Annotated in this window: 18 protein-coding genes; 5 read left to right on the forward strand and 13 right to left on the reverse strand. The window is 72.0% G+C overall.

Features of this window, described 5'->3' with window-relative positions:
* Positions 1-24: 24 nt before the first annotated feature.
* The 3 genes from ACU436_RS03605 to ACU436_RS03615 are packed head-to-tail and all read right to left on the reverse strand — an operon-like array spanning position 25 to position 4,823.
* Positions 25-1,803, reverse strand: a complete 1,779-nt coding sequence (locus ACU436_RS03605; RefSeq protein ID WP_459021558.1) for an ABC transporter ATP-binding protein — start codon at positions 1,801-1,803, stop codon at positions 25-27.
* Positions 1,803-3,503 carry an ABC transporter ATP-binding protein gene (locus ACU436_RS03610; protein ID WP_459021560.1) on the reverse strand — a complete coding sequence of 567 codons (1,701 nt, stop codon included), beginning with the start codon at positions 3,501-3,503 and terminating at the stop codon, positions 1,803-1,805. Before ACU436_RS03610 ends, ACU436_RS03605 begins: the two co-directional genes overlap by 1 nt.
* Before the next feature lie 3 nt (positions 3,504-3,506).
* Positions 3,507-4,823: a lysine N(6)-hydroxylase/L-ornithine N(5)-oxygenase family protein gene (locus tag ACU436_RS03615; RefSeq protein ID WP_459021562.1), complete on the reverse strand. Its 1,317-nt coding sequence runs from the start codon at positions 4,821-4,823 to the stop codon at positions 3,507-3,509.
* A gap of 214 nt (positions 4,824-5,037) precedes the next feature.
* On the opposite strand from ACU436_RS03615, the gene ACU436_RS03620 reads away from it, so the two are divergent.
* Positions 5,038-5,991 carry an ABC transporter substrate-binding protein gene (locus ACU436_RS03620; protein WP_459021563.1) on the forward strand — a complete coding sequence of 318 codons (954 nt, stop codon included), beginning with the start codon at positions 5,038-5,040 and terminating at the stop codon, positions 5,989-5,991.
* A 267-nt stretch (positions 5,992-6,258) separates the two neighbouring features.
* Here the strand turns inward: ACU436_RS03620 and ACU436_RS03625 are convergent, their stop codons facing one another.
* The 5 genes from ACU436_RS03625 to ACU436_RS03645 are packed head-to-tail and all read right to left on the reverse strand — an operon-like array spanning position 6,259 to position 14,102.
* Positions 6,259-7,932 carry a bifunctional metallophosphatase/5'-nucleotidase gene (locus ACU436_RS03625; protein ID WP_459021565.1) on the reverse strand — a complete coding sequence of 558 codons (1,674 nt, stop codon included), beginning with the start codon at positions 7,930-7,932 and terminating at the stop codon, positions 6,259-6,261.
* Positions 7,933-7,959: 27 nt separating this feature from the next.
* Positions 7,960-11,058, reverse strand: a complete 3,099-nt coding sequence (locus tag ACU436_RS03630) for a glycoside hydrolase family 38 N-terminal domain-containing protein (protein ID WP_459021567.1) — start codon at positions 11,056-11,058, stop codon at positions 7,960-7,962.
* Positions 11,059-11,075: 17 nt separating this feature from the next.
* Positions 11,076-11,885 carry a carbohydrate ABC transporter permease gene (locus ACU436_RS03635; RefSeq protein ID WP_459021569.1) on the reverse strand — a complete coding sequence of 270 codons (810 nt, stop codon included), beginning with the start codon at positions 11,883-11,885 and terminating at the stop codon, positions 11,076-11,078.
* Positions 11,886-11,895: 10 nt separating this feature from the next.
* Positions 11,896-12,822, reverse strand: coding sequence for a carbohydrate ABC transporter permease (locus ACU436_RS03640; RefSeq protein ID WP_459021571.1), 927 nt, complete (start codon positions 12,820-12,822; stop codon positions 11,896-11,898).
* On the reverse strand, positions 12,819-14,102 hold the full coding sequence (locus ACU436_RS03645) for an ABC transporter substrate-binding protein (protein WP_459021573.1): 1,284 nt from the start codon (positions 14,100-14,102) through the stop codon (positions 12,819-12,821). The genes ACU436_RS03640 and ACU436_RS03645 overlap by 4 nt, the downstream gene beginning before the upstream one ends.
* Positions 14,103-14,217: 115 nt before the next feature.
* On the opposite strand from ACU436_RS03645, the gene ACU436_RS03650 reads away from it, so the two are divergent.
* Genes ACU436_RS03650 through ACU436_RS03660 form a run of 3 tightly spaced genes read left to right on the forward strand, consistent with a single transcriptional unit; the run spans position 14,218 to position 17,806 of the window.
* Positions 14,218-15,909: a class I mannose-6-phosphate isomerase gene (locus ACU436_RS03650; protein WP_459021575.1), complete on the forward strand. Its 1,692-nt coding sequence runs from the start codon at positions 14,218-14,220 to the stop codon at positions 15,907-15,909.
* Positions 15,906-16,766, forward strand: coding sequence for an ROK family protein (locus ACU436_RS03655; RefSeq protein WP_459021577.1), 861 nt, complete (start codon positions 15,906-15,908; stop codon positions 16,764-16,766). Before ACU436_RS03650 ends, ACU436_RS03655 begins: the two co-directional genes overlap by 4 nt.
* Before the next feature lie 20 nt (positions 16,767-16,786).
* Complete coding sequence (locus ACU436_RS03660) at positions 16,787-17,806, forward strand: LacI family DNA-binding transcriptional regulator (protein WP_459022609.1); 1,020 nt, start codon at positions 16,787-16,789, stop codon at positions 17,804-17,806.
* Here ACU436_RS03660 and ACU436_RS03665 read toward each other — a convergent pair.
* From ACU436_RS03665 to ACU436_RS03680, 4 genes are all read right to left on the reverse strand, one after another.
* Positions 17,803-19,236 (reverse strand): GntP family permease, encoded by a 1,434-nt coding sequence (locus ACU436_RS03665; protein WP_459021579.1) that lies wholly within the window; start codon positions 19,234-19,236, stop codon positions 17,803-17,805. The genes ACU436_RS03660 and ACU436_RS03665 overlap by 4 nt on opposite strands.
* A 96-nt stretch (positions 19,237-19,332) precedes the next feature.
* Positions 19,333-20,577 (reverse strand): CaiB/BaiF CoA transferase family protein, encoded by a 1,245-nt coding sequence (locus tag ACU436_RS03670; RefSeq protein ID WP_459021581.1) that lies wholly within the window; start codon positions 20,575-20,577, stop codon positions 19,333-19,335.
* Positions 20,574-21,275: a GntR family transcriptional regulator gene (locus ACU436_RS03675; RefSeq protein ID WP_459021583.1), complete on the reverse strand. Its 702-nt coding sequence runs from the start codon at positions 21,273-21,275 to the stop codon at positions 20,574-20,576. Before ACU436_RS03675 ends, ACU436_RS03670 begins: the two co-directional genes overlap by 4 nt.
* 22 nt (positions 21,276-21,297) lie before the next feature.
* Entirely contained in the window at positions 21,298-22,260 is a 963-nt protein-coding gene (locus ACU436_RS03680) for a beta-keto acid cleavage family enzyme (protein WP_459021585.1), read from the reverse strand.
* A gap of 118 nt (positions 22,261-22,378) precedes the next feature.
* Between ACU436_RS03680 and ACU436_RS03685 the strand changes: the two genes are divergently transcribed.
* Positions 22,379-23,296 (forward strand): NAD(P)/FAD-dependent oxidoreductase, encoded by a 918-nt coding sequence (locus ACU436_RS03685; RefSeq protein ID WP_459021586.1) that lies wholly within the window; start codon positions 22,379-22,381, stop codon positions 23,294-23,296.
* Between the two features lie 99 nt (positions 23,297-23,395).
* On the opposite strand, the gene ACU436_RS03690 is transcribed toward ACU436_RS03685, so the two are convergent.
* On the reverse strand, positions 23,396-23,761 hold the full coding sequence (locus ACU436_RS03690) for a hypothetical protein (RefSeq protein WP_459021588.1): 366 nt from the start codon (positions 23,759-23,761) through the stop codon (positions 23,396-23,398).
* Positions 23,762-23,780 lie beyond the last annotated feature (19 nt).

Here is a 23,780-nt window from a genome sequence, read left to right on the forward strand (position 1 = left end):
CCAGGTCCTTTCGGAGGTTGAAGTTCAGGCGCGGGAACTGGTGGCGCGTGCTCGCCAGGCACCCCACAGCTCGGCGTACCGGCCGCCCGCCGCGAGGAGCTCGGCATGGGTGCCGGACTCGACGACGTGCCCGTGCTCGAGCACGATCACGCGGTCCGCGGACGCGGCCTGGGTGAGGCGGTGGGCCACGATCAAGGTCGTGCGCCCGGCCGTGGCCGCCGCCGCCGACCGCTCCAGCCCGCGCGCGCCCAGGCTCCCCGCCTCCGCGGTGGCCTCGTCGAGGATCGCCACCGCCGGGTCGCGCAGCACCAGCCGAGCCAGCGCGAGCTGCTGCGCCTGGGCCGCCGTGAGGTCGCGGCCGCCCTCCCCCACCCGGGTCTCGACCCCCTCCGGCAGCGCGTCGACCCAGTCGAGGGCGTCGACGCACGCCAGCGCGGCCCGCACCTCCTCGGCCGTGGCGTCCGGCCGGGCCAGCCGGATGTCGTCGACCAGCGGCCCGGCGAACACGTGCACCTCCTGGCTGACGATCGCCACCTGGCCACGCACCTGGTCCGGGGTGAGCTCACGCAACGCGACCCCGCCCAGGCGCACCGAGCCCCCCGACGGGACGAGCAGCCCGGCGGCGACGGCCGCGAGGGTGGTCTTCCCGGCGCCGGTGGAGCCGACGAGGGCGACCCGCTCCCCCGCCTCGATGCGGACGGTGACCCCGTGGAGCACCGCGACCCCGGGCTCGTAGCCGTACACGATGTCGGTCAGCTCCAGCGAGGAGTCCGCAGGCGAGCGGACCGGCTCCAGGGCGGCGGGTGCGTCCTCGGGGATGCGCACCACCCCGACGAGCCGGGCCAGGCCGGCGCCCGCCGACTGCACCTCGTCGAAGCTGTGCAGCACCGTGCCGACCGGGTCGAAGAGGCGGTGGAAGAGCAGCGCCGCCGCGGTGGCCGCACCGACGGTGACCATCCCCTCCCGCACCAGCAGGAACCCGACGACCAGGACCACCGACAGGCCCACGAACTCGGCCCGGTTGGTGCGCCCCACGAAGCGGGTGAAGAGCGTGACGATCCCGATCGAGAGGTCCCGCGCGCGGACGGCGGCGGCGTCGATCTCGGTGAGGTGCTGCCGCTCCAGGCCGTAGGCGTGCACGGTGCGGGCCCCGACCATGCTCTCCATCAACGCCTGCGACCGGGCCGCCACCGCCTTGCGCTGGTCGGCGTACATCGGGGCCGACCGCGGCAGGTACCACCGCAGGCCGAGTGCGTACAGCGGCACCGCGGCGAGCCCGGCGAGCCCCAGCCGCCAGTCCAGGCCCGCCATCGCGACGATGCCCAGCACGGCCACCAGCAGCGACGAGATGACCTTCGGCAGCACCTCGGTGACCGCGCGACCGATCGTGTTGACGTCGTCGCCGATGCGCGACAGCAGATCGCCCTTGCCGGCCTTCTCGACCACGGCGTTGGGCAGCGTCAGGGCCCGCTGCACGACCTGCTCCCGCAGGGTGGCGAGCGCGGTCTCGCCCAGCTTGCTCGTCAGGTACGTCGCCACACCGGTGCTGACGCCGCCGACCACCGCGGCCACGACCAGCACGGCCGAGATCGTGACGATCGACGACGCCGACTCGTGGCCGCTGACCCGGTCGACCAGCTCGCCGAAGACGTACGCCGGCAGCACGGCCGCGGCCGCGGCCACGATCCCGACCAGGAGGGTGCCCGCCGTCAGGCGGAGGTGCCTGCGCAGCTCGGCGAACAACCAGGACCAGGACTCGCGCGGCCCGGCGATGGGGAGCAGGGCCGTCACCCCGGAACTCATCAGCGGAGCACCGCCTTCCGGTACTCGCCGTCACGGTCGGCCAGCTCGTCGTGGGTGCCCGTCGCGCGGACCGTGCCGCCCTCGATCACGACGACCCGGTCGACGGTGGAGAGCAGGATCGGGCTGCACGTCACCAGCACCGTGGTGAAGGCGTGCCCCGGCCCGTGGCGCAGTGCCGACAGCCCGCGGGCGACCGCGTGCTCGGTGACGGAGTCGACGGCGGTGGTCGGGTCGTGCAGCACGAGCACCGGCGGCCGGGCGTGCAGCGCCCTCGCCAGGGCCACCCGCTGCCGCTGGCCGCCGGAGAGGCTGGCTCCCCGCTCCGACACCTCGGTGTCGAGCCCGCCCGAGTGGGCCTCCACCACGTCGTCCGCGGCCGACGCGCGCAGCACGCCGTCGAGGAACGCGGGATCGCCGGGGCCGCGGACGAGGATGTTCGAGCCCACCGTTCCCGTGAAGATGTCCGTGTTGTGGGGTTCGACCAGCAGCGCCGCCCGCGCCGCCCGGTGCCCGACGGAGGCCAGATCGGTGCCGCCCAGCCTGATGCTGCCCCGGTAGTCCTCCGCCGCGACCTGCCCGGACAGCACGGTGACCAGCGCTTCCGCGTCGGCGGCCTGGGGCGCGACGACACCGACGAGCTCGCCGGGCGGCACCGTGAGGTCGAGGCCGTCGATGCTCCCGTAGTGCAGGCCCGCGATGTCGAGGCCATGGGGCGGCGCGTCGAGGGTGCGCTGCCCGTCCCCCACCAGCGGTGGCGCCGACAGCACCAGCGCGACCCGGTTGGCCGACGCCCTGGCCTCGGCGACCCAGCTGGGCACGACCGTCAGCTGGACGAGCGGTTCGACGAGGAACTGGGCGAGCCCGATGACCGTGACGAACTGCCCCACGCTGAGCGCGCCGCCCAGCGCCAGCCAGCCCGCGGCGATGGCGATACCCGCCGCGAGCAGGTTGCTGATGGTCGCCGAGATGCCCTCGAAACCGCGTTGGGTGCGGGCCGCGCGCAGGGTGGCCCGCAACGAGCGCCTGCTCACGTCCCGGTACCGCTGCGTGGCCGCGCCCTGCGCCCCGATGCCGCGCAGCGGCCGCAGGCCCGCGACCAGGTCCGTGGCCACCGACGCGGCCTCGCCCGCCGCCTCCTGCTGGTGCTGGACCCGGCGCGTGATGAGCGGGGCGCCGAAGTGCAGGAACACCAGAACCAGCGGCGTGCCCAGCACCACGGCGAGGCCGAGCGGGACATTGATCAACAACAGGGTGACCGCGCACACCACGGTGGCCGTCAGCGACGCGACGATCCGCGGGATGTAGTCCAGGAGGTACGACGCGTTGTCGGCGTCGCTGCTGGAGATCGTCAGCAGCTCGCCGGACCGCAGGCCGGTGCGGATCCCGCGCTGCTGCAGGATCTTCCCGGCGACCTCGACGCGCAGCGCGCAGCCCTCGCCGGCCTCCGCGTACGTCAGCAGCCGGGCACCGAACCGCCACATGAGCGAGAGCACCACGAACAGCGCGGCCAGCACCGCGACCCACAGGACCAGCGCCCCGACGTCACCCGTGGCCACGGCCCGGTCGATGATCACGCCGATGACCACGGGGACCAGGGCCTCGCAGATCTGGTGCCCGCCGTACATCGCCGACCCCGTGGTCAGCCAGCGTCGGTTGCGGCGGATCCCGTCGAGCAGGACGCGCGAACCCGTGGTGGCCATCGGCTACGCGCGGTCGCCGGCAGGCACCAGCGACTCGGTGATCGACTGCAGGATCTCGGCGGACCGCACCGCGATGTTCGACAGCAGGGACGACGTGAGCCCGTGCGTGTGTTCGGTGCCGCCCTGCAGGTAGATGTTCCCCGAGAGCCGCTCCGACGCCTGCAGGCGGTAGTCGCGCGTGACCTGCGGCCCGTCGGACAGGAGGCGCGGATCGCAGAGGTCCCCGAGGATGTCCCGCAGCGGCATCGGATCGAACCCGGTGGCATAGACCACGGCATCGCAGTCGAGCGTGGTGGCCCGCCGCGTCGGCTTGTGGACGACCTCCACCCGCACCCCGGTCGGGTCCTCCCGCACGGTGCGCATGCTCGACGCGCCGTGCATGAAGAGCCGACGCTCACCGGAGACCCGCTCGGCGTACTCGCGCCGGTACAGGCTCTCGATCAGGGGCAGGTCGACGCACGAGTAGTTGGTCGACCGGTGGTACTCGAGCAGTTGCCTGCGCACGCCGGGTTCGGCCGAGAAGAAGTCGTCGACGGCCGCGGGATCGAAGACCCGGTTCGCGAACGGGCTGTCGTCGGCCGGGCTGTAGCCGTAGCGGGCGAAGACGCCGTGCACCTCGGCGGCGCCGAACCGGTCGTGCAGGTACTCGGTGACCTCCGCCGCGCTCTGGCCCGCGCCGACCACCAGGAACCGGCGGTGCCGCGGTTCGGGAAGCTCGTCGAGGTGCTCGAGCAGCCGGTGGTTGTGGAACTGCCGCACCGACGGTTCCACCCCGTCCGGCAACCGCGGCGACAAGCCACCGGCGAGAACGACGTTGCGGGTGGGGAGCGCGACCGATCCGGCGGGCCCGTCCACCTCGACCTCGAACCGCCCGCCGACGTCGCGGACCGCGACCGCCCGCGTGCCGTACCGGACCTGCGCCGACACCGAATCCGCCGCCCACGACAGGTAGTCGTGGAACTCGAGCCGGGTGGGGAAGAACGTCTGGTGGTTGATGAAGTCGACGAGCCGGTCGCGTTCGGACAGGTAGTTCACGAAGCTGTAGCGGCTGCGCGCATTGCGCTGGGTGGCGAGGTCCTTCAGGAAGGAGATCTGCATCGTGGTGCCGGGGAGGAGCATCCCGGTGTGCCACCCGAACTGCTTCTTGACCTCGATGAACTCGGCCCTGATCGGCCTCCGCGGACGCGTCGAGTTGTACTCCTCGATCGCGATGGCGAGGCCGAGGTTGGACGGTCCGAAGCCGACTCCCACGAGGTCCAGGGGCTCGTCGCCCTCGCCGTGCGGCCCCGCGATCCCCGGAGGCACTGCCTCCTCGGACATGACCAGCGACATGATCACCTTTCCCCCGAGCTGAGCTGAGCCTAGCCTAAGCACCAGGCCCGTCAACGACGCTTGACGGACGTCACCACCAGCGGCCCCCTACGGCGCGCCACGGGACGGCTACGGTTTCTACCCGCTCAAGTGAGGTAATGCTAGCCTCACTCAACTTCTCGAAGGGGTGTTGATGCGACCGAGCCGCAGAGTTCTCGCACGGGTGGGCGCGACGTTCGTCGCATTGCTGGTGGCGATCGGGATGACGACCGGCTGCGGCTCCTCGTCGACGGATGCCGCCGACACCGGTGAGACGGTCTCCATCTCGCACAAGTTCGGCGAGACCGAGGTGCCGAAGAACCCCACCCGGGTCGTCACGGTCGGCTGGAACGACCAGGACTTCGTGCTGGCACTGGGCATCGTCCCGGTCGTCTCCCGCGCTTGGTTCGACAACTACGACAACCTCCCGTGGGTCCAGGAGGCCACCGGCGGGAAGGGCGTCGCGACCCTCAGCGGCGAAGGCATCCAGTACGAGGACATCGCGGCGGCGAAACCCGACGTGATCTTCGCCATCTACGAGACGATCGACCGGCCCACCTACGATCGCCTCTCCCAGATCGCGCCCACGGTGATCCAGTCCGGTGACTACCCGGACGAGGAGACCCCGTGGAGCGAGCAGCTCCTCCGCACCGGTAAGGCGCTGGGCAAGGACGCGGAGGCGCAGGGCCTCCTCGACCAGGTGAACGCCAAGATCGACGAGGCCAAGGCGGCGAACCCGGGCTTCGCCGGGAAGGTCCTCGTCGAGGACTTCGGCCCGGAGAGCGGCGGGCACTACCTCATCGGCAAGGGCGACCCGCGCCGCGCCCTGTTCGACGCCCTCGGCTTCGAGGCCCAGGACCACACCGGAGACCTCAGCGAGGAGCGGCTGGCGCTGATGGACCGCGACGTGCTGTTCGTCAACGGGGCCACCAAGGAGCAGATGACCGCGTCCCCGGTGTTCGCCCAGCTGGACGTGGTCAAGAACGACCGCACCCTGTACACCACCTTCGACTCCAACCTGGGCGGCGCGCTGTCCTACAGCGGCCCCAAGGCCCTGCTGTACGCACTGGACCAGCTGGTGCCGCAGCTCTCGAACGCGGTCAACGGCAAGCCCATCGCCGACCTGTCCAACGCCTGACGACCAGCCGCCTTGATCAGGCCGCCGTCGTGGCTGGCATGATCATTGCTTCGGCGCAGGACGGGCGGATCGAGCGTCGGTAGGCGCGCGACGCCCCCGAAGACCGGTTTCACACGCGCACGCAGTGATCCACAGCGTTATGGCTCCACAATGCTGTTTTTGCGTGCCCTGAAACAGCGTTATGGAGCCATGACGCGGTTTCGTGGCAAAGCTCAACATCCGACGCAACACTCGCGCTTGATCACCGCGGCGGCCGGCGCCTGAGCATCACCCGGCCGCGATCCGGTCGGTCGCGGGCGGGGCGACGGGGCGGTGGGCGCCGAGGTAGGCGGCCAGGGCGTCCACGTCCGCCCCGCCGACGACGTCGTTGGTGCCCTGCGTGAGCACCGAGAACCCGTCTCCCCCGTCGGCGAGGAAGCTGTTCACGGTGATCCGGTAGGCGGCGCCGGGGTCGACCGGGGCGCCTGCGATCGTGATGCCGTCGACCTTCGTGCCCGTGCACGGGTCGGCGGCGGTGCCGGGGGTTCCGGCTTCCCGCACGCTGTAGTGGACCGTGGCCGAGGGCTGCAGCACCCGCTCGGTGACGAACTGCTGCTCGAGCAGGCAGTCCAGCTGTGCACCGGTCACGTCCAGCGTGGTCACGTAGTTGCCGAACGGCTGGACGGTGAACGTCTCCTCGTAGGTCACCGGGCCGGCGTCCAGGTCGGCGCGCACCCCGCCGGGGTTCATGAACGCGGCGACGGCGCCCTGCTCGTCGTCGGTGGCGGCGAGCTGGGCGTCGGCGATGAGGTTGCCCAGCGGCGTCTCGCCGGAGGGGCCTGCCGTCCGGGTGATCGGCGCGCTGGTCTCGCCCACCTCCTCCCCCGCGATGGGCCCGAGCAGCGTCCGGTAGCGCCCGATGAGCTCCTTCTGCGCGGCGTCGGGGGCCACGTCACGGCCCACGACGACGTTGCGGGCATGCGCCTCCACCACGTCGCCCGAGGACGGGTCGACGCGCAGGTCGATGTCGGTGACCAGCCGGCCGAACGAGCTCGCGCTGGTGACCACGCGCCCGTCGAGCACGCAGTTGTAGGCCTGGTGGGTGTGCCCGCTGACCACGACGTCGATGGCGTCGGAGAACCCGCCGACGATGTCGACGATCGGGCCGGTGAGGTTCGTGCAGTCGTTGATCCCCCCGCCGCCGGCCTGGGTGCCGCCCTCGTGCAGGAGCACGACGATGGCCTGCACGCCCTGCTCCTGCAGCTCGGCGGCGTAGCGGTTGGCCGTCTCGGCCTCGTCGCGGAAGTCCAGGCCCGCGACGCCGGACTGCGTGACGATGTCGGGCGTGCCCTCCAGCGTCATCCCGATGAACCCGATGCGCGCGCCCTGCACCTCCCGGATCGCGTACGGGGGCAGCAGCGGCTCCCCGGTGGCGCTGACGAACGCGTTGGCGGACAGGTACCGGAACCCGGCGCCGGCGTAGGGGTGTGCCGGGTCGGCGCAGCCGTCCTGCGGGTGGCAGCCGCCGTTCTGGATGCGCAGGAGCTCACCGGAGCCCTCGTCGAACTCGTGGTTGCCCACGCTCGCCAGGTCGAGCCCGGCCAGCCCGAGCGCCTCGATCGACGGCTCGTCGTGGAACGCCGCCGAGAGCAGCGGGGACGCGCCGATGAGGTCGCCCGCCGCGACGGTGAGGGTGTCGGGCCGCTGCACCTGCTCGGCCAGCAGGCGCAGCTGGGTGGCGAGGTACTCGACGCCGCCCGCGTCGACCCCGTCGATCTTCCCGCTGGACCCGCTCGGCGGCTCGAGGTTGCCGTGGAAGTCGTTGAGCGCGAGCAGCTTCACGTCGACCGGCGGGGGTGCGGCGCTCCCGCGGGGGATCACGAGTGCCGCCGCCGCCAGGGCGACGACGGCGAGTCCGGCTGCGATCAGCAGGGCCCGGCGGGAGGGCGACCATCGGGGCATGCGCTGATCATTCCGCAGAACCCGTGATCAGCCGAGGGTGAGCTGCACCGCGGCCGTCCCGAGCCGGGGCAGCTCGACCGCGACCGTGTCGCCGTCCACCACCAGCTCGGCGCGCCGGTCGCCCAGGTACGTCGCCGTCCACGCCCCCGTCACCGGCACGCCGACGCGCGCCCGCACCGGGACCGGCTCCTCGGCGTAGGACTGCAGCCGCAGCAGGACCCCGCCGTCGGCACCGGAGACGGAGATCAGCCGGACGCGGTCGTCGTCCAGCTCCAGCAGGGACCGTTCCGGCGCCGGTCCGGCCGTCGCCGGGCCCGCGGCGAGCACGCCCTGCACCGGCTGGGTGAGGCCCGCCGCGGTCCGGACGCCGAGCCCGGACGCCGAGATCCGCTCGTCGCCGCGGCGCACGCCCACGGCGTAGCTCACCGAGGCGGTGAACCCCTGTTGGGAGGGGAAGTTGGTGTCCCAGACGTTGTTGTGCACCCACGAGTAGACCGTGGCGGGCTCGCGCGGCGCCGTGGAGTCCGGGAACGGCGCGTACGGCAGCGCGATCGTCTCCGGGTGGACGAGCGGTGCCTCGTCGGTGACCCACGCGACGGCGTGGTCGCCGTCGGCGACGCTCACCCAGTTCCGCACGGCGCGCATGTGCTGCGGGGCGCCGGGCACGTGGTCGAGCCCGTCCCCGGTGAGGGCACCGGTGATCTCGTAGCGGACCGTGGGGTCCTCCGCCGCGAACGGGAACGCGAAGAACGCGCTCTCCTTCGTCATCGTCAACGGCTTGGACAGCCGGTTCTCGATGTCGAGGCGCGGCTGGTCGCGGCCGAGCCGCAGCGTGGTGCGCGCCCAGCGGACGCCGTCGGCCGCGTACTCGTAGACGAGCCGCTGCTCCACACCCGTGTCGACGCGCTCGATGAACGCCGCCGGCCGGGCGAGGGTGCGGCTGCCGAGCAGCTCCAGCTCCGGCGACACCGCGGTCTTGTTGGACTGGTGGTTGTAGCCGCCCGCCGTGGTGTAGGTGTCGTAGACGTAGGCGTTGAAGCCGACCACTGCGTCGGGGTTCACCAGCTCGCGGCCCGTCGCGAGCTCCACGATCGACGCGACGCAGGCCCGCGCGAGGTCCACGCGCACCCGCAGGTGCTCGTTCTGGATGACGTGCGGGTCGGCGTGCTCGGCCGCCACCGGAGCGGGGGCCTCCGGCTCGACCTCCGGCGTGACGACGTCGAGCCGCACCTGGCCCAGCGGCGGCACGTCGGGAACGTGCACGGTGACGATCCGGCCGGCGTCGCGGTGCTTGGGGTTCTGCTGGCCGGCCACGGTGATCGCCAGCGGCTTGCCGGTGCGCCCGTCGCGCACCTCGATCGCCCGGTCGAGCGGCACCCGGCTCTCCCGGACGAAGAGCCGCACCGGCGCGCTGCGCGGCAGCGCCGTGGTGTTGGTGGCGTAGTAGGTGACGACGGCGTCGCCGTTCTGCGGCAGGACCTCGCCGAGGTGCGCGGCGGCGTGGTCGGTGAACGTCGCGGCGTCGTCCTGCGCGTTCACGCCGTGGGCGTACTTCCAGTGCCACTGCTGCTCACCGGAGTGCATCCCCTCGTCGCCGTCGCTCCACGGGTTGGACGCGCCCCAGGTGTGCTCGTTGAACAGCGACACCGAGCGGTAGACGCGCTCGGAGTGCTCGGCCTCGTCGGCCAGCGGCCCACCGCCCAGCAGCGCCGACATGCCGCTCATCGTCTGCGCCCCGGTGACGGCGGCCTGCGCCTTGCGGGTCATGGCGAGCGGCCGGGCGCCGGACCCGACGCCCTCGACCCACCAGTCGCCCCAGTCGCCCTCGAACTCCTGGATCTGCCCGGCCAGGCGTTCCTCGGCGTCGCGGAAGAAGTCCTCGTTGCGGGACAGCCGCAGCCGCGGGTAGAGCCAGTTCTCGTTCCAGCGGGCCACGGTGTCGGCCATGATCAGCCGCGGTGGCGCGTTGTCGCCGAACATGCCCTGCACGCGCAGGTGCAGCACGTCCCACGGGTACGGCTCGCGGTCGTGCACGGCGTCGCCGTGCCAGCCGAACATCCCGGGCGGGAACGGGTAGGGCTTCGTGGCGAGCGCGGTGAGGTAGGCCGGGAGCATCCCGTCGACCTCCTCGTAGGAGGTGTCGAAGCCGAGCACCGACCCCTCCATGTACGCGAGGCCGTGCGGGCTGTCGGTCATCCACGTCAGCACGGAGTTCCCCGCGGGCGAGCGCCAGCGGAACAGCCGCGGCAGGTGCTGGCCACCGTTCAGGTGCGGGACCGACCGGCCCGCCCAGTTGTGCGCCACCGACAGGTAGCGCACCCCGATCTGCGCGAGCGCGTCGGGCAGGCCCGCGACGGTGCCGGGCACGTCGGTCTGCATCGCGGAGGTGAACTCGACGCCGTACGTGTCGCGCACGGTCCGCGCGAGGCGCAGCAGCTCGTGCAGCTCGTCGGTGGAGCAGGTGTCGGTGTGCAGGTTGTAGGGCATCGCGGTGAGCTCGATCTGCCCCGCGCGGACGTACTCGACGAACTCCGCCACCCGCTCCGGCGAGCGGGCCGCCACCCACTGCTCGAACGACCACAGCGACTCGACGGCCCACCGGAACTTCGCCTCGTCGGGGCGGTCGGCCGTGGCCCGGACGAGGTCGAGGCAGGAGTCGAGGAACGCGACGTGCTCGGCGAGCACGGTGCCCTGCGGGTCGGTGTAGCCGATGTCGAGGTGGGAGTGGTGGACGAGGTGGATCGTCCACTCCCGCACCGGTTCCAGCGTGACGCCCACCGTGCCGTCGGCGTCCAGCGCCGGGATCGCCAGCCGCAGCGCGGTCGGCGCGTCGACGGCGGGCACCAGCAGGCGCAGCGACCCGGCCGGCCCGGCGACGCCCTCGACGGGCACGGGCGAGCCGCCGTCGGTCCGCAGCTGCACGCCGTCGGCGCTCAGGTCGGCGAGCCCAGCCACCTCCACGCGGATCGCCTGGCGCCGGGGACCCCCGCGCAGCAGCTGTTCGGCGATGACGCGGACGGCGCGGCCGCCGAGCGTGCCCCGGCCCGCCGTCGCGAAGTCGACCATCCCGGCCTTGGCCTTGTCGGCGGACCAGGGGGTGGCGGCGATGAGTGCCTTGGTCGTCATGGAAAAGGAAGAGCCCTTCAGGAGGTGAGTTTCAGGCTGCGGGTGAAGAAGCGCTGGAAGGCGAAGAACAGGACGACCGTGGGCAGCGAGGCCACGAGCGCCCCCGCGAGCACGACGGGCGGTCCGACGTTGGAGTAGTTGCTCGTGAGGTCCGAGAGCGCGGCCATGGCGGGCCGGACGTTCGGGCTGGTCGAGAGCGTGATCCCGAACAGCAGGTCGTTCCAGATCCAGGTGAACTGGAACAGGAACGCCGCCAGCATCGCGCTGCGCACCAGCGGCAGGTGGATCGAGACGAACATGCGCGGCCAGCTCGCGCCGTCGAGCGCGGCGGCCTCGCGCATCTCGCGCGGCACGGTGGTCATGTAGTTGCGCACGACGAAGAAGGCGAACGGCACCGCCAGTGCGGCGTAGACCAGCAGCATCCCGTACTGGGTGTCGTAGAGCGACGTGGTGGCGTACCCGTTGAACAGCGGGGCCAGGAACATCTGCAGCGGCAGGATGGTGCCGACGTAGATCACCCAGAACCAGAGGGCGGGCCGCTTGACCGGCATCACCACCACCGCGAACGACGCCAGCGCCGCCACCAGGACCGCGATCAGGCCGCCGAGAACGGCGTAGATCAGGCTGTTGAGCATCCCGGACCCGACGTTGGCCTGCTCGAAGGCCGCGGCGACGTTGCCGGCGAACGCCCACGAGACGGGCCACCAGGACGGCGTGCCCGTGTAGTCCGCCGCCGCGGTGAAGGAGTTGACCACCAGCAGCCAGCTGGGCACCAGCCACAGCACCGCCGTGGCCACGAGAACGATGTTCTTGACCGCACGTCCCATTGCCGGCTCCTCAGTTCGCCCGCAGCTGGCGGCGCAGGTAGATCCAGGACACCGCGACGACGACCGCCGTGAGCACCACCGCGATGGCGGCGCCCGCGCCGTAGCGGGCGAGCGTGAAGGTCTCGCGGTACATGGCCAGCGCGAGCGTCTCCGACGCGGTGCCCGGACCGCCCTTGCTGAGCAGCAGGACGATGTCGAACGTCTTGAGGCTGTTCACCACCGAGATCCCGACGACCACCACGGTGATCGGCCGCAGCTGCGGCAGCGTGATGTGCCAGAACAGCCGGGCACCGCTCGCGCCGTCGAGCTTCGCGGCCTCGATCGTGGACGGCGGGATCGCCTGCAACCCGATCAGGAAGAGGATCACCGCGACGCCGGTGCCCTGCCACGTGCTCGCCACGATCATCACGATCGTGTTGAGCGGCCACTCCAGGAGCCAGCCCTGCTCCAGTTCGGCCAGCCCGAGCGCGGCCAGCCCCGCGTTGAGCGCCCCGTCGTCGCGCAACAGGAACGTCCACACGACGGCCGTGGCCGCACCGGACAGGGCGTAGGGCAGCACCAGGCCGAACCGGGCGACCGCGCCCCAGCGCAGCTCGTGCGTGCCGACCGCGACCAACAGGCCGATCAGCACGGGCAGGGCGAGGGTGCCGGCGACCCACATCAGGGTGTTCAGCAGGGTCTGCCCGAAGCCCGCGCTCGTGAACAGCGTGACGTAGTTGTCCAGCCCGACGAAGGTGCGGGTGAAGCCGTTGTCGGCGAAGAAGCTGCGGTACGCCGTGTCCAGGAACGGCACGATCATCAGCAGCGCGACGAGCGCGACCGCGGGCGCCAGGAACAGCGCGATCGCCAGCACGGACCGCGGGGTGCGCCGGGCCGGGCCCGTCGGGGGGACACCCGCCGGGCGCTCGACCCCGGCGGCACGGGTCAGGACGGTCATGCCCTCCAGGCCTTCCACTCGGCGGCGGCGCGATCCTGCATCGTCCGCAACGTGGCGATCCCGTTGTCGACGGTGGGTGTGACCATGAACGCGCTGAGGTCCTGCACGTTGCCCTCCACCAGTACCGGCGGCGACGCCTCCCAGTAGCGGGTGACCTCCCGCGGCCGGGACCGGGCGACGTCGTGGGCGAGGTCGGCCACGACGCTGCCGGTCGGCAGCGCGGCCGGGTTCGCGGAGGCGTCGCCCAGCTGGTCCACCCAGGCCTGCTGCACGTCGGTCGAGAGCCAGGCGTCGGCAACCGCCATGGCCTGGTCGTGCTTGTGCGCGTTGGCCGAGACGCACAGCGCCGCGCTCTCCACCACGACGGCCGGCTCCGCGGCGGGGTCGGCGGGCGGCAGCAGGAACAGCCCGACGTCCGCGGAACCCAGGCCGGCCTTCGTGAAGCTGTTGATGTTGAACGTGCCGCCCAGCGTCATGCCGAGCGTGCCGTCGGCGAACTTGCCCGGGTAGCCCTTGCCGTCGATGTCGGGCGCGGAGAGCAGGTTCTCGGCGTACATCTGCGCCCACAGCCCCATCGCGGCGGGCGCCGGGTCGTCCAGGAAGCTCGCCCGCCCCGTGGTCACGTCCTCGTAGAAGTCCGGGCTGTGGCCGATCAGCAGCTGGGTGAACCAGACGATCGACTCCCAGGTGGTGGCGCCCGCCGCCCCGATCGGCGTGATGCCCGCGTCCCGCAGCGTCCGGGCCACGTCCAGGAACTCGGCGAAGGTGGTCGGCACCGACACCCCGGCCGTGGCGAAGGCGCGGCGGCTGAAGATCATCGGGTAGTAGCTCTTGTAGAGCGGCAAGGCGTACGGACGCGCGTCGAAGCTGAACGACTCCCGCATCGTCGGGTCCACCCAGCCCTGCTCCTCCGCGTGGTCCCACGCCGCGGAGAGGTCGGTGATGATGCCGCCGCGGGCGATGTCCTGCAGCCGGTAGCCGTTCCACCACTTGAACAGGTCCGTGGTGGCGTCGGTCTGCGCCGACGTCCGCACGATCTGCTGGTAGGTGTTCTGGTTCGGCACGGCGCGCACCGCGAGCCGGGAACCGGTGCGCTGCTCGATCGCCGCGGACGCGGCGTCGTAGGCGTTGGACCAGGTGGCGACGTCGTTGTTCAGCGTGAGGACGTTGCCGGGCGCGGGCCGCGTGTAGGTCCCCCGGGCGCACCCGGTCGCCCAGGCGAGCCCCCCGGCACCGACGAGGCCCAGCAGCGCGCGGCGGGAGAGCGGCCGATCGGTCATCGAGCCTCCGGTCATCGGCGAGCGGTTGCGAGGCAAGGTATCGGTAACATAGCGGTTGAGCAAGAGCGCTGGCGAAACCTAAGGTATCCGTATCTCGATCGCCCTGAGGAGCACGATGACCGGCTACGACCCGAGCCCGCGCTACCGACCGGTCGGCGGTGCCGTGGACACCGGATGGGCCGCACCGGTCGCCGGCCTCCCCCCGGCACCGCTCACCCTCGCCGTCGACGGGCCGGCCACGCAGGACTGGGCCCGGATCGCCACCGACCTCGCCCGCGACCTCGGCACGCGCTACGCGGACGTCCGCGTGCTCGACACGGCCACCCGGTACGCCCCGTGGGACACCGTCGTGGACCGCACGACCTCCGCCGAGCTCCCCGACGACCCCGACTTCGTCCGCCTCGCCGAGGGTTCGCTCGCCGACCTGCTCGACGTGCGCGACCACGCGGGCCCGCCCGCCGCGGGCGTCCTCCTCGTCCACGGGCCCGGCGCCGCGCTGCTGCCGCACGACGTGCTCTGGTACGCCGACCGCCCCAAACGCCACGCCGAGGCCGAGATCACCGCCGGTGCCGGGCGCAACCTCGGCCAGCGCTCCGGGTCCGGCACCACCCGCAGGCTGTTCTACGTCGACTGGCCGCTGCTCGACCGGCACCGCGACGCCCTCCTCGCCGACGTCGACCGCTTCATCGACGTGCAGGACCCGGGCCGGCCGACATCCGTCGACGGCTCCACGCTGCGCCGCACCGCCGCGGAGCTGGCCGGCCGCCCGTTCCGCACGCGGCCGTTCTTCAACTCCACCTCGTGGGGCGGGCACTGGGCGCAGCAGGAGCTGGGCGTGAACCCGGACGCGCCGAGCACCGCGCTGGGCTACGAGCTGATCGCCCCGGAGAGCGGGGTGCTGCTCGGCGCGAGCGCCGAGGCACAGTTGGAGGTCCCGTTCGCAGCGGTGGTGGCGCTGCACCCGGCCGACGTGCTCGGCGCGGACGTGCACCGGCGGTTCGGCACGTCGTTCCCGGTGCGCTTCGACTACCTCGACACGGTCGGCGGCGGCAGCCTCTCGGTGCACTGCCATCCGCAGCCGGAGTACATGTCGCGGGTGTTCGGCTGGCCCTACACCCAGCACGAGACCTACTACGTGATGGAGACGAGCGGCGGCCGCTCCATCTACCTCGGGCTGCACGAGGACGTCGACGTCACGGGGTTCAACGCGGAGGCGCACGCCGCGGCCCACGACGGCGTGCCGTTCGACATCACCGACCACGTCCAGGAGCACCCGGCCACCGCCCACCAGCTCTACCTGGTGCCGGCCGGCACCCCGCACGGCAGCGGCGAGGGCAACGTGGTGCTGGAGATCAGCGCCACGCCCTACCTCTACTCCCTGCGGTTCTACGACTGGCTGCGCCGCGACGCGGCGGGCCGGCAGCGGCCGGTGCACGTCGAGCACGCCTTCCGCAACCTCGACACCACCCGCCAGGGCAAGGCCGTGCACGAGCAGCTCATCCAGGACGCCCGCACCCGGCGCGCCGGCGACGCGTGGCGCGAGGAGCTGATCGGCGCGCTCCCGGAGATGTTCTTCGAGGTCCGCAGGCTCGTCCTGGAGCCGGGCGGGCGGGCCCCGCTGCGGACCGGCGGGAGCTTCCACGTCTGGACCGTCGTCGAGGGCGAGGGCGCCGTGTTCGCAACGGGCACGCACACCCAGCGGCTGGCCTACGCCGAGACGCTCGTGGTGCCCGCCTCCGTCGGCGACTACACCGTGGCGGCCGAGGGCGCCGGGCGCGTCCGCGTGGTGCAGGCTCTGGTGCCGTGACCGGCATCCCGGCGCTGGAGATCGGCGGCACCCACGTGTCCGCCGCGCTGATCGCGCCCCCGTGGACGGTGTCCGACACACAGGTGCACCGCTCCCCCGTCCGCGCGGACGGCACGGCCGCCGAGATCGTCGACGACCTGCTACGCGGTGCGGCGGCGCTCGGTCCCCTGCCGGGGGCGCGCTGGGGCGTCGCGATCCCCGGCCCGTTCGACTACGCCGCCGGGATCGGGCGCTTCGAGGGCGTCGGCAAGTTCGACGCGCTGCGCGGCGTCGCGCTCGGGAAGATCCTCACCCGCGACCTGGACGCGGCGGACGTGCTGTTCCTCAACGACGCCGACGCGTTCGGCATCGGCGAGTGGCGGGCGGGCACGGGGCAGGGCCACGACCGGGTGCTGGCGCTGACCCTGGGCACCGGCGTCGGCAGCTGCTTCCTCGACCGCGGCACCCCGGTCACCGCGGGACCCGACGTACCGCCCGAGGGGCGGGCGGACCTGCTCACCATCGACGGCGCCCCGCTGGAGGAGACGGTCTCCCGGCGAGCGCTCCTGGCCCGGGCGGGCGCCGCGCCCGGCGTGGACGTGCGCGACCTCGCCGAGCGGGCCCGGGCGGGCGACCCGGCCGCCGAGGCCCTGTTCACCGACGCGTTCACCGCCCTCGGCCACACCATGGCGCCATGGGCTCGGCGTTTCGGCGCCTCCCTCGTCGTCGTCGGTGGGGCGATCGCGGCATCATGGGACCTGGTGGCCGCCCCGCTGCAGGCGGGACTGTCCGACGGCCGGCCCGAGCTCCCGGTGGTCCCGGCGTTCTCGGCGCACGCCGGTCTCGTCGGCGCCGCCTGGTCGGCTCACCGGCTCTGAGGAGGAACGACGTGTCGTCGATGGCTCCCGGACGCACCCCGACCATGCGGGACGTCGCCTCGCACGCCGCGGTGAGCCCGATGACCGTGTCGCGCACCCTGCGCGGTGACCCGCGAGTCTCCCCCGGGATGCGCGCGCGGGTGCTCGCGTCCGTCGAGGCGCTGCGCTACCGGCGCAACGACCTGGCGCGGGGCCTGCGCACCGGCCGGTCCAGCGGCCTGCTCGGCCTCGTGGTCACCAACCTGTCCAACCCGTTCTACTCTGAGCTCGCGCTCGGCGTGGAGGGCCTCGCCTCCGCGAACGAGATGCGCGTCGTGATCGGCAACACCGGGGGTGACCTCGACCGCGAGCGCCAGCTCGTCGACGACATGGCCTCCCGCCGGGTCGACGGGATCATCGTCGTGCCCGCGGGCAACGACCACGCCCACCTGGACCCCGCCGCCCTCCACGGGCTGCCCGTCGTGCTGGCCACGCGCCCCCCGACCGGGCTGGACGTCGACTGCGTGGTCGTCGACGACTTCGGCGGCAGCCGCCGCGCCACCGCGGCCCTGGTCGCGACGGGCCACCACCGCATCGGCTTCCTCGGCCTCGGCCGCTCGTTGTGGACCGGCGCCGAGCGGCTGCGCGGCCACTGCGCGGCGCTCGAGGAGGCCGGCCTGCCCGTCGAGGACGCGCTGCTGCGCAGTGTCGCGCCGGACGCGGGTGCCGCTGAGGCCGTGGCGCTGGAACTGCTGACCGGCGACGACCCGCCCACCGCCCTGTTCGCGGCGAACAACCGCAACACCGTGGGCGCCTACCGCGCGATCGCCGAGACCGGGTCGCCCGCGGCCCTCGCCGGGTTCGACGACGTCCCGCTGGCCGACCTGTTCGCCGCCCCGATCAGCGTGGTCACCTACGACACCGGCGAGGTGGGCCGGCGCGCCGCCGAGCTGCTGCTGGACCGCATCGTGGGCGAGCAGCAGCCCGTCCACGCCCGGCTCGTGACGATCGGGACCACGCTCAAGCGCTACCGCCCGCTGCGGGGGCGGCCGTCGCGCTAGCCGTAGAGGAGCGAGAGCGGCATCAGCAGCAGGATCGACACGACCGAGGCGACCGTCACCCCTCCCGTGTACGTCTTCAACGTCCCCCGCACCGACTGGCCGAACAACGACTGGAACTGCCAGAACGTGTTGCTGGTGAGGTGCACGGCGAAGATCGAGCCGCTGCCGGCGGCCAGCGCGATCAGCACGGGGTCGATCCCGAGTGCCGCCGCGACCGGCGCGAGCACCCCGACCGAGGTGATCGCCGCGGTGGTCACCGTGCCGATCGTGACGTGGAGCACGGCGGCCATCACCCAGACCATCAGCAGCGGCACGGCGCTGGAAGCGGTGAAGTACCGGCCGACGATGTCGCCGAGCCCGGCCTGGGAGATCGTGGCCGCCAACGAGCCGGCGACGCCCGTCAGCACCAGGATCTGCCCGCTCTCCCGGAATCCTTCGGTCATCGCGTCCTCGACGACCTGCCTGCCGTGCGAGATCATGACGACGACCGTGGTACCGACCAGGCCGATCAACAGCGCGACGACCGGCTCGGCCAGGAACGCGAACACCGGCTGCTCGATGCCTGCGATGCCCAGGATCCCGCCGGCGGCGATCAGCAACAGCCCCAGCGTCAACGGGCCGAACAGCACGATCAGGGGGAGCTCTCGCACCCGGCGGTCGCTGTGACCCGGCGGTGGGCCGTCGCCGACGGCAAGGCCACCGTGGGCGCGGGAGGAACCCGCACCCGTCCTCGCCAGTTCCTCGGCTTCCGCCGGCTCGTCCGCGGCGGCGGTGGCCACCGCATCGGGCTGTTCGTCCTTCTCGGGGTCCCACCAGCCGCGGTTGAACAGGAAGGACATGATCCACGTCGCGATGAGGATCGTCGGGACGGCGAGGACGAGCCCGGCGACGAGCATCTCCCCCAGCGGGACGTGCAGGACGCCTGCGATCGCGACCCCCGCCGCTCCGGGGACCACGAACACCACCCCGGTGACGCTGCCGATGGCCAGCGCACTCGCCATCCGGGGCAGACCCCGTTCGCCGATCTCCGGTGCGACCTGCCGAACCAGCGGTGCGGAGATCACCACGAGCACGTCGGTGAAGATGGTCTGCAGCACCGTCCCCGTGGTGAGCGCGGTGGCGTAGGGCATGCCGCGTGCGCCGCACATCCGCAGCAGGGTGGAGACGAGCCTCTCGATCGCCTTCGCGCGGTGCAGCATCGCGCCCGTCAGTACGCCGAACGCGATCAGCAGGCCGACCTCGGCGAGGATGCTGCCGAACCCGTCCGTGATCGCCTTGACGGTGCCCTCGACGCCGAGCCCCGCGGACAACCCCAGATAGATCGCACCGACTTCCAGCGCGATCACCGGGCTCAGCCGGACTCCCACGATCAGAATGATGGCGCCGATGACGGCTATCGCCGTGTTGACCACGATGTAGGTATCGTGCATGCGTTTCTCCTGCGGTGTTCGACAACGCCGTCGCTTGGGGCTACCGAGGAATTTCTTCTTCCGGCGAGCGGGCAGGCGGAAATTCGTCCGGCCCGGCTATTCCGTGGTGCGCTGCGGATCCGGTCCGCAGACAGCGGCTCCCGTGGTGTGGAGCTCCTCGATCTCGTCGGCCGGGTACCCGAGCTCGTCCAGCACGGCCGCCGTGTCGGAGCCGATCACGCTGGAACCGGTCCACCGCACGGAGCCGGGACGCTCATTGATGCTCGGGATGACCCCTTGCATGCGCAGCGGGCCGAGATCGGGATCATCGGCTTCGAGGACGCTTCCCCGGAACCGGAAATGCGGATCGGCCACGATGTCGCTCGCGTCGTACACGGGGGCGACCGCCGCGTCGGCCTCGCGCAGGATGCGGACCACCTCGTCCCGGGTGTGGGCGGCGACCCAGGAGCCGATCATCTCGTCCACCTCGTCGCGGTGCTCGATGCGAGCCGCGTTCGTGGCGAACCGCGCATCGTCGATCGCCTCGGGACGACCGATGATCGTGAAGAGCCGCTCGGTGATCGTCTGCGCGGCGCCGGAGAGGGTGATCCACCGGTCGTCGCTGGTGCGGAACGCGTTGCGGGGCACGACCTGCGGGACGGAGTTGCCCATGCGGTGCTGGACGATGCCGAGCTGGTCGTGCTCGACGATGTGGCTGCCCACGATCCACATCAGCGACTCGTAGAGGGCCGTGTCGATCCGCACGCCGGTGCCGGTGGTCTCCCGCGAGAAGAGGGCGGAGCTGACGGCGAACGCGGTGCACATGCCCGCGATGCCGTCCGCGAGGCCGAACGGCGGGAGCATCGGTGGCCCGTCCGACTCGCCCGTCACCGCCGCGAACCCGCTCATCGACTCGGCGAGGGTGCCGAAACCGGGCAGCGAGCTGTACGGGCCGCTCTGTCCGAACCCGGTGACCTCGGCCAGGACGAGACGGGGGTTCAGCTCGTGCAGGGTGGACCAGCCGAGCCCCCAGGAGTCCAGCCGTCCCGGCCGGAAGTTGGAGATGAGCACATCGGCTTCGGCGGCGAGCCTGCGCAGCGCCTCCTGCGCCTCGGGCAGGTGTAGGTCGAGGGCGACGCAGCGCTTGTTGCGGTTGACGACCTTCCACCACAACGGGTGGCCGTCCTTGCGGGGCCCCCAGTGGCGCAGGTCGTCACCCCGCGGGTGCTCGACCTTGATCACGTCGGCGCCGTGGTCGGCGAGCAGGGTGGCCGCGAACGGTCCGGCGAACAAGGAACACAGGTCGATGACTTTGCAGCCGTCCAACAAGCCCGGCGACATCGGACTACTCCCCCGCGTCATGGCAGACCCACCCTGTCCCGGTCGCTCCCGGCGTCCGCCGTCCCCTCGAGGCTGGCCACTAACTGCTCGGCGGCGAACAGCACATGCTCACGCATGAGGTGTTCGGCACGTGTGCCCTGGCGCCGCATCAGGCATTCCAGGATCTTCTCGTGCTGCTCGTTGTAGGTGCTGAGGAGAGCCCGGTCGTAGGAGGCCACCACGGCGGCGACCAGGGCGTTCTCCTGGAGGTTCCGCAGCAGTTTCACCAGCGTCCCGTTGTTCGACTCGTCGATCAACGTGTCGTGGTACTGCCGGTTCAGCTCCCGCCATCTGTCCCGGGCGAGCCCGTCGATCGTCTCGCTGTCGGCGAGCATGCGCCGGATCTTCTCGATCGCATTGCGCATGCGCATTTCCGCCTGGACCGAGAGCCCGTTCTCCGCGACGTTCCGGCAGATCGCCCCTTCCAGCAGGCCGCGCGCCTCGTACGCATCGACGAAGTCCTGCACGTTGAACGGGCGCACCGTGTATCCGCGGTTGACGCTGTAATCGAGCAGCCCCGCCTGGTGCGCGGCGGCGAGGGCCGCCCGCACCGGTGTCCGCGAGGTCCCCAACTGCTTCGCGAGTGCGGCCTCCACCAGGTGCTCGCCGGACCCGAACTCGCCGCGCACGATCATCTCTCGGAGCCTGGCGGCCGTGGTGGTGGTGATGGATTGCGTCATTGCTCGTCAACTCCCGGTGGTTTCACGACTGTGCGATGCCGAGCATCTGCCGCGCCTCGTCGGGAGTCGCGATCTCCCGTCCGAGGCTCCGGGCGAGATCGGCGACGTGCTTGACCAGCTGGGCGTTCGTCGGCAGGCCCAACTCGGGGTAAGGGTAGTCACCGATACCGATGGCGACGTGCCCGCCCAGCTGTATGGCCTGCGCCGCGTTCGCCAGGATGTTCGCCGGTTTCCCGCTCACCGTCCAATGGAGCTTCCGGTTCTTCGGCAGGAAGTCGAGATAGCTGCGCAGGCCCTCCGGCGTGGGTGGATGCCCACCCAGAACCGGCTCCCCGGTGTGCACGAGGAGCACGTATGCCGGCTCGTCGAGGAGTTGCATCTCGAAGAACGGATCCAGCATTCTCACGAACGGGATCGCCCAGCAGGTGAGCACCGGGCGGACGCCCAGTTCGCGCATCCGGGCGGTCAGGTACATCAACGTGCTCGTGCGGTTGACGTACGTCGCGTCCGTCGTCCCGAAGCGTCGCTCGTCCCGCAGGTACGGGTCGATGTTGGTGCTGCCCATGTCGACCGAGGCGAACTCGGGCCGCAGGGCCGGATCGGCCGCGAGCCGCTCGATGTGGGAAATGCGCGCGGCGTCGCCGTCGACGACGGTGATCTGGCCGAGGGTGGAGTGGACGAGCACACCGCTGGCCGCGCGGATCGCGCCGATGGTCCGGGCGTAACCGTCGTAGCCGTGTTCGGGTGCGCCGTCCTCCTTGCGCGCGTGGAAGTGCAGCACGGACGCGCCGGCCGCTTCGACCTCCGCAGCCGCCTTGCCGATCTCGTCCGGTGACCAGGGCACGTTCGGATTGACATCGCGCATCGCGTACTCGTTCACACGTGCCTCGATGATCAACTTGTCCAAGCCTCTGCCCCTATCCGACTGCGGTCCTCGCGGCGACCTCGGAGCCGGTCCGGCATCCGATGTGCTCGGATAGTACACAATCTATGGCTCTGGTACGCAAGAGTCGACACACAGGGCGGCACTTGCCGCTCCCACATTTCGGGACAGAGTGGCCATTATATGGGAGATGTGATTCGGTGCCGATGTGGGACGAACGGTGGATGTCGTCATCGTCGGCGGCGGTCCGGCGGGGTTGCAGGCGGCGCTCGTGCTCGGCCGGGCGCTCCGGACCGTCGCGGTGATCGATGCGGGGCGCCCGCGCAATCGGAACGCTCGCGCGGTGCACAACCTCTGCGGGCAGGAGGGCGTCGAGCCGGGACGGCTGCTGGCGCGAAGCCGGCAGGACGTCGCGCGCTACGGCGTCGACGTGATCCCGGGTGAGGTCGTCGAAGCGCACCGGGCCGACCTGGGCTGGGTGGTGCGTCCGCACGCCGGCGGGAAGCTGCACACCCGAGCGATCGTGCTCGCCACCGGTGTGGTGGAGGACCTGCCGGCCGTCGACGGGCTCGCCGCGCTGTGGGGCGGGGACGTCGTGTCCTGCCCCTACTGCCACGGCTGGGAGGCCCGGGACAAGGCCGTCGCGGTGCTCGGGACCGGTCCCCGCGCCTGGCGCCAGCTGCTGCTCCTGCGGCGCTTCACCGAGGACCTCGTGCTGCTCGCCGGCGAGCCCGCCGGCCTCGACGACCGGCAGCTCGACTACGTCCGGCGCGCCGGCATCGTCGTTCGCGAGCGGCCGGTCGCGCGGGTCCGTTCCCAGGAAGGGCGCCTGACCGGGATCGAGTTCGCCGACGGCTCCGTGCTCGCCCGCGACGTCGTGTTCGCCGCGACCACCCGCCGGCAACCGTCCGGCCTCGCCACGACGCTGGGGTGCATGATCGAGTCAGAAGGCCCGAAGAGCCCGGGCATCCGCACCGACCCCACGGGTCGCACGTCCGTTCCCGGGGTCTGGGCGGTGGGCAGCGCCTCCGATCCGGGTCTCACCGTCGCGGGATCGGCCGGTCAGGCGACCGGCGTCGCGATTGCGCTCAACGACGCGTTCGTCGACGAGGACCTCGCCCGCGCCGAGATGTCCTAGTTCGCGGGACGCCGGTCAGGCGCGGAGCCGGGTGACGGCATGTGGCCGCTTCCCCGGGCCGCGCGCCTGATCATGGCGCGTCCGCGGGGCGCCGGCGGCCTAGGCGCCTCGCCGCCGGAGGACCAGCGCCGTGGTCACCGCGAGCACGACCGTGCCGACCGACTCCACGACGAGCGTGGTGGGCGCCAGCTCGTAGCTCAGGCTCGAACTGATCCCGAAGAGCCCGACGGTCAGCGCCAGCACGAGCGCGAGCAGCGTGCCCGCCATGAACAGCAGGCCCAGCACGCTGACGAGCGGCAGGAGCCTGCCCCGGGCGAGGACCACGGCGATCGCCAGCGCGAGCCCGCCCACGAAGTTCAGCGTGAACAGGATGCCGAGGATCCCACCGGTCCCGTTGAGGACGAGATAGAGGTGGATCACGCCCATCGCGAGCAGGAACAGGGCGCTGACCGCCTGCCACCCCATCACCGAACTCCGCCGGGCG

It is taken from the genome of Pseudonocardia wallangbongensis (assembly GCF_054486945.1).

Coding starts and splice junctions, on each gene's coding strand:
- ACU436_RS03605 (WP_459021558.1), bottom strand. CDS start 1,803: ATGAGTTCCGGGGTGACGGCCCTGCTCCCCATCGCCGGGCCGCGCGAG.
- ACU436_RS03610 (WP_459021560.1), bottom strand. CDS start 3,503: ATGGCCACCACGGGTTCGCGCGTCCTGCTCGACGGGATCCGCCGCAAC.
- ACU436_RS03615 (WP_459021562.1), bottom strand. CDS start 4,823: ATGTCCGAGGAGGCAGTGCCTCCGGGGATCGCGGGGCCGCACGGCGAG.
- ACU436_RS03625 (WP_459021565.1), bottom strand. CDS start 7,932: ATGCCCCGATGGTCGCCCTCCCGCCGGGCCCTGCTGATCGCAGCCGGA.
- ACU436_RS03630 (WP_459021567.1), bottom strand. CDS start 11,058: ATGACGACCAAGGCACTCATCGCCGCCACCCCCTGGTCCGCCGACAAG.
- ACU436_RS03635 (WP_459021569.1), bottom strand. CDS start 11,885: ATGGGACGTGCGGTCAAGAACATCGTTCTCGTGGCCACGGCGGTGCTG.
- ACU436_RS03640 (WP_459021571.1), bottom strand. CDS start 12,822: ATGACCGTCCTGACCCGTGCCGCCGGGGTCGAGCGCCCGGCGGGTGTC.
- ACU436_RS03645 (WP_459021573.1), bottom strand. CDS start 14,102: ATGACCGATCGGCCGCTCTCCCGCCGCGCGCTGCTGGGCCTCGTCGGT.
- ACU436_RS03650 (WP_459021575.1), top strand. CDS start 14,218: ATGACCGGCTACGACCCGAGCCCGCGCTACCGACCGGTCGGCGGTGCC.
- ACU436_RS03660 (WP_459022609.1), top strand. CDS start 16,787: ATGGCTCCCGGACGCACCCCGACCATGCGGGACGTCGCCTCGCACGCC.
- ACU436_RS03665 (WP_459021579.1), bottom strand. CDS start 19,236: ATGCACGATACCTACATCGTGGTCAACACGGCGATAGCCGTCATCGGC.
- ACU436_RS03670 (WP_459021581.1), bottom strand. CDS start 20,577: ATGACGCGGGGGAGTAGTCCGATGTCGCCGGGCTTGTTGGACGGCTGC.
- ACU436_RS03675 (WP_459021583.1), bottom strand. CDS start 21,275: ATGACGCAATCCATCACCACCACCACGGCCGCCAGGCTCCGAGAGATG.
- ACU436_RS03690 (WP_459021588.1), bottom strand. CDS start 23,761: ATGGGGTGGCAGGCGGTCAGCGCCCTGTTCCTGCTCGCGATGGGCGTG.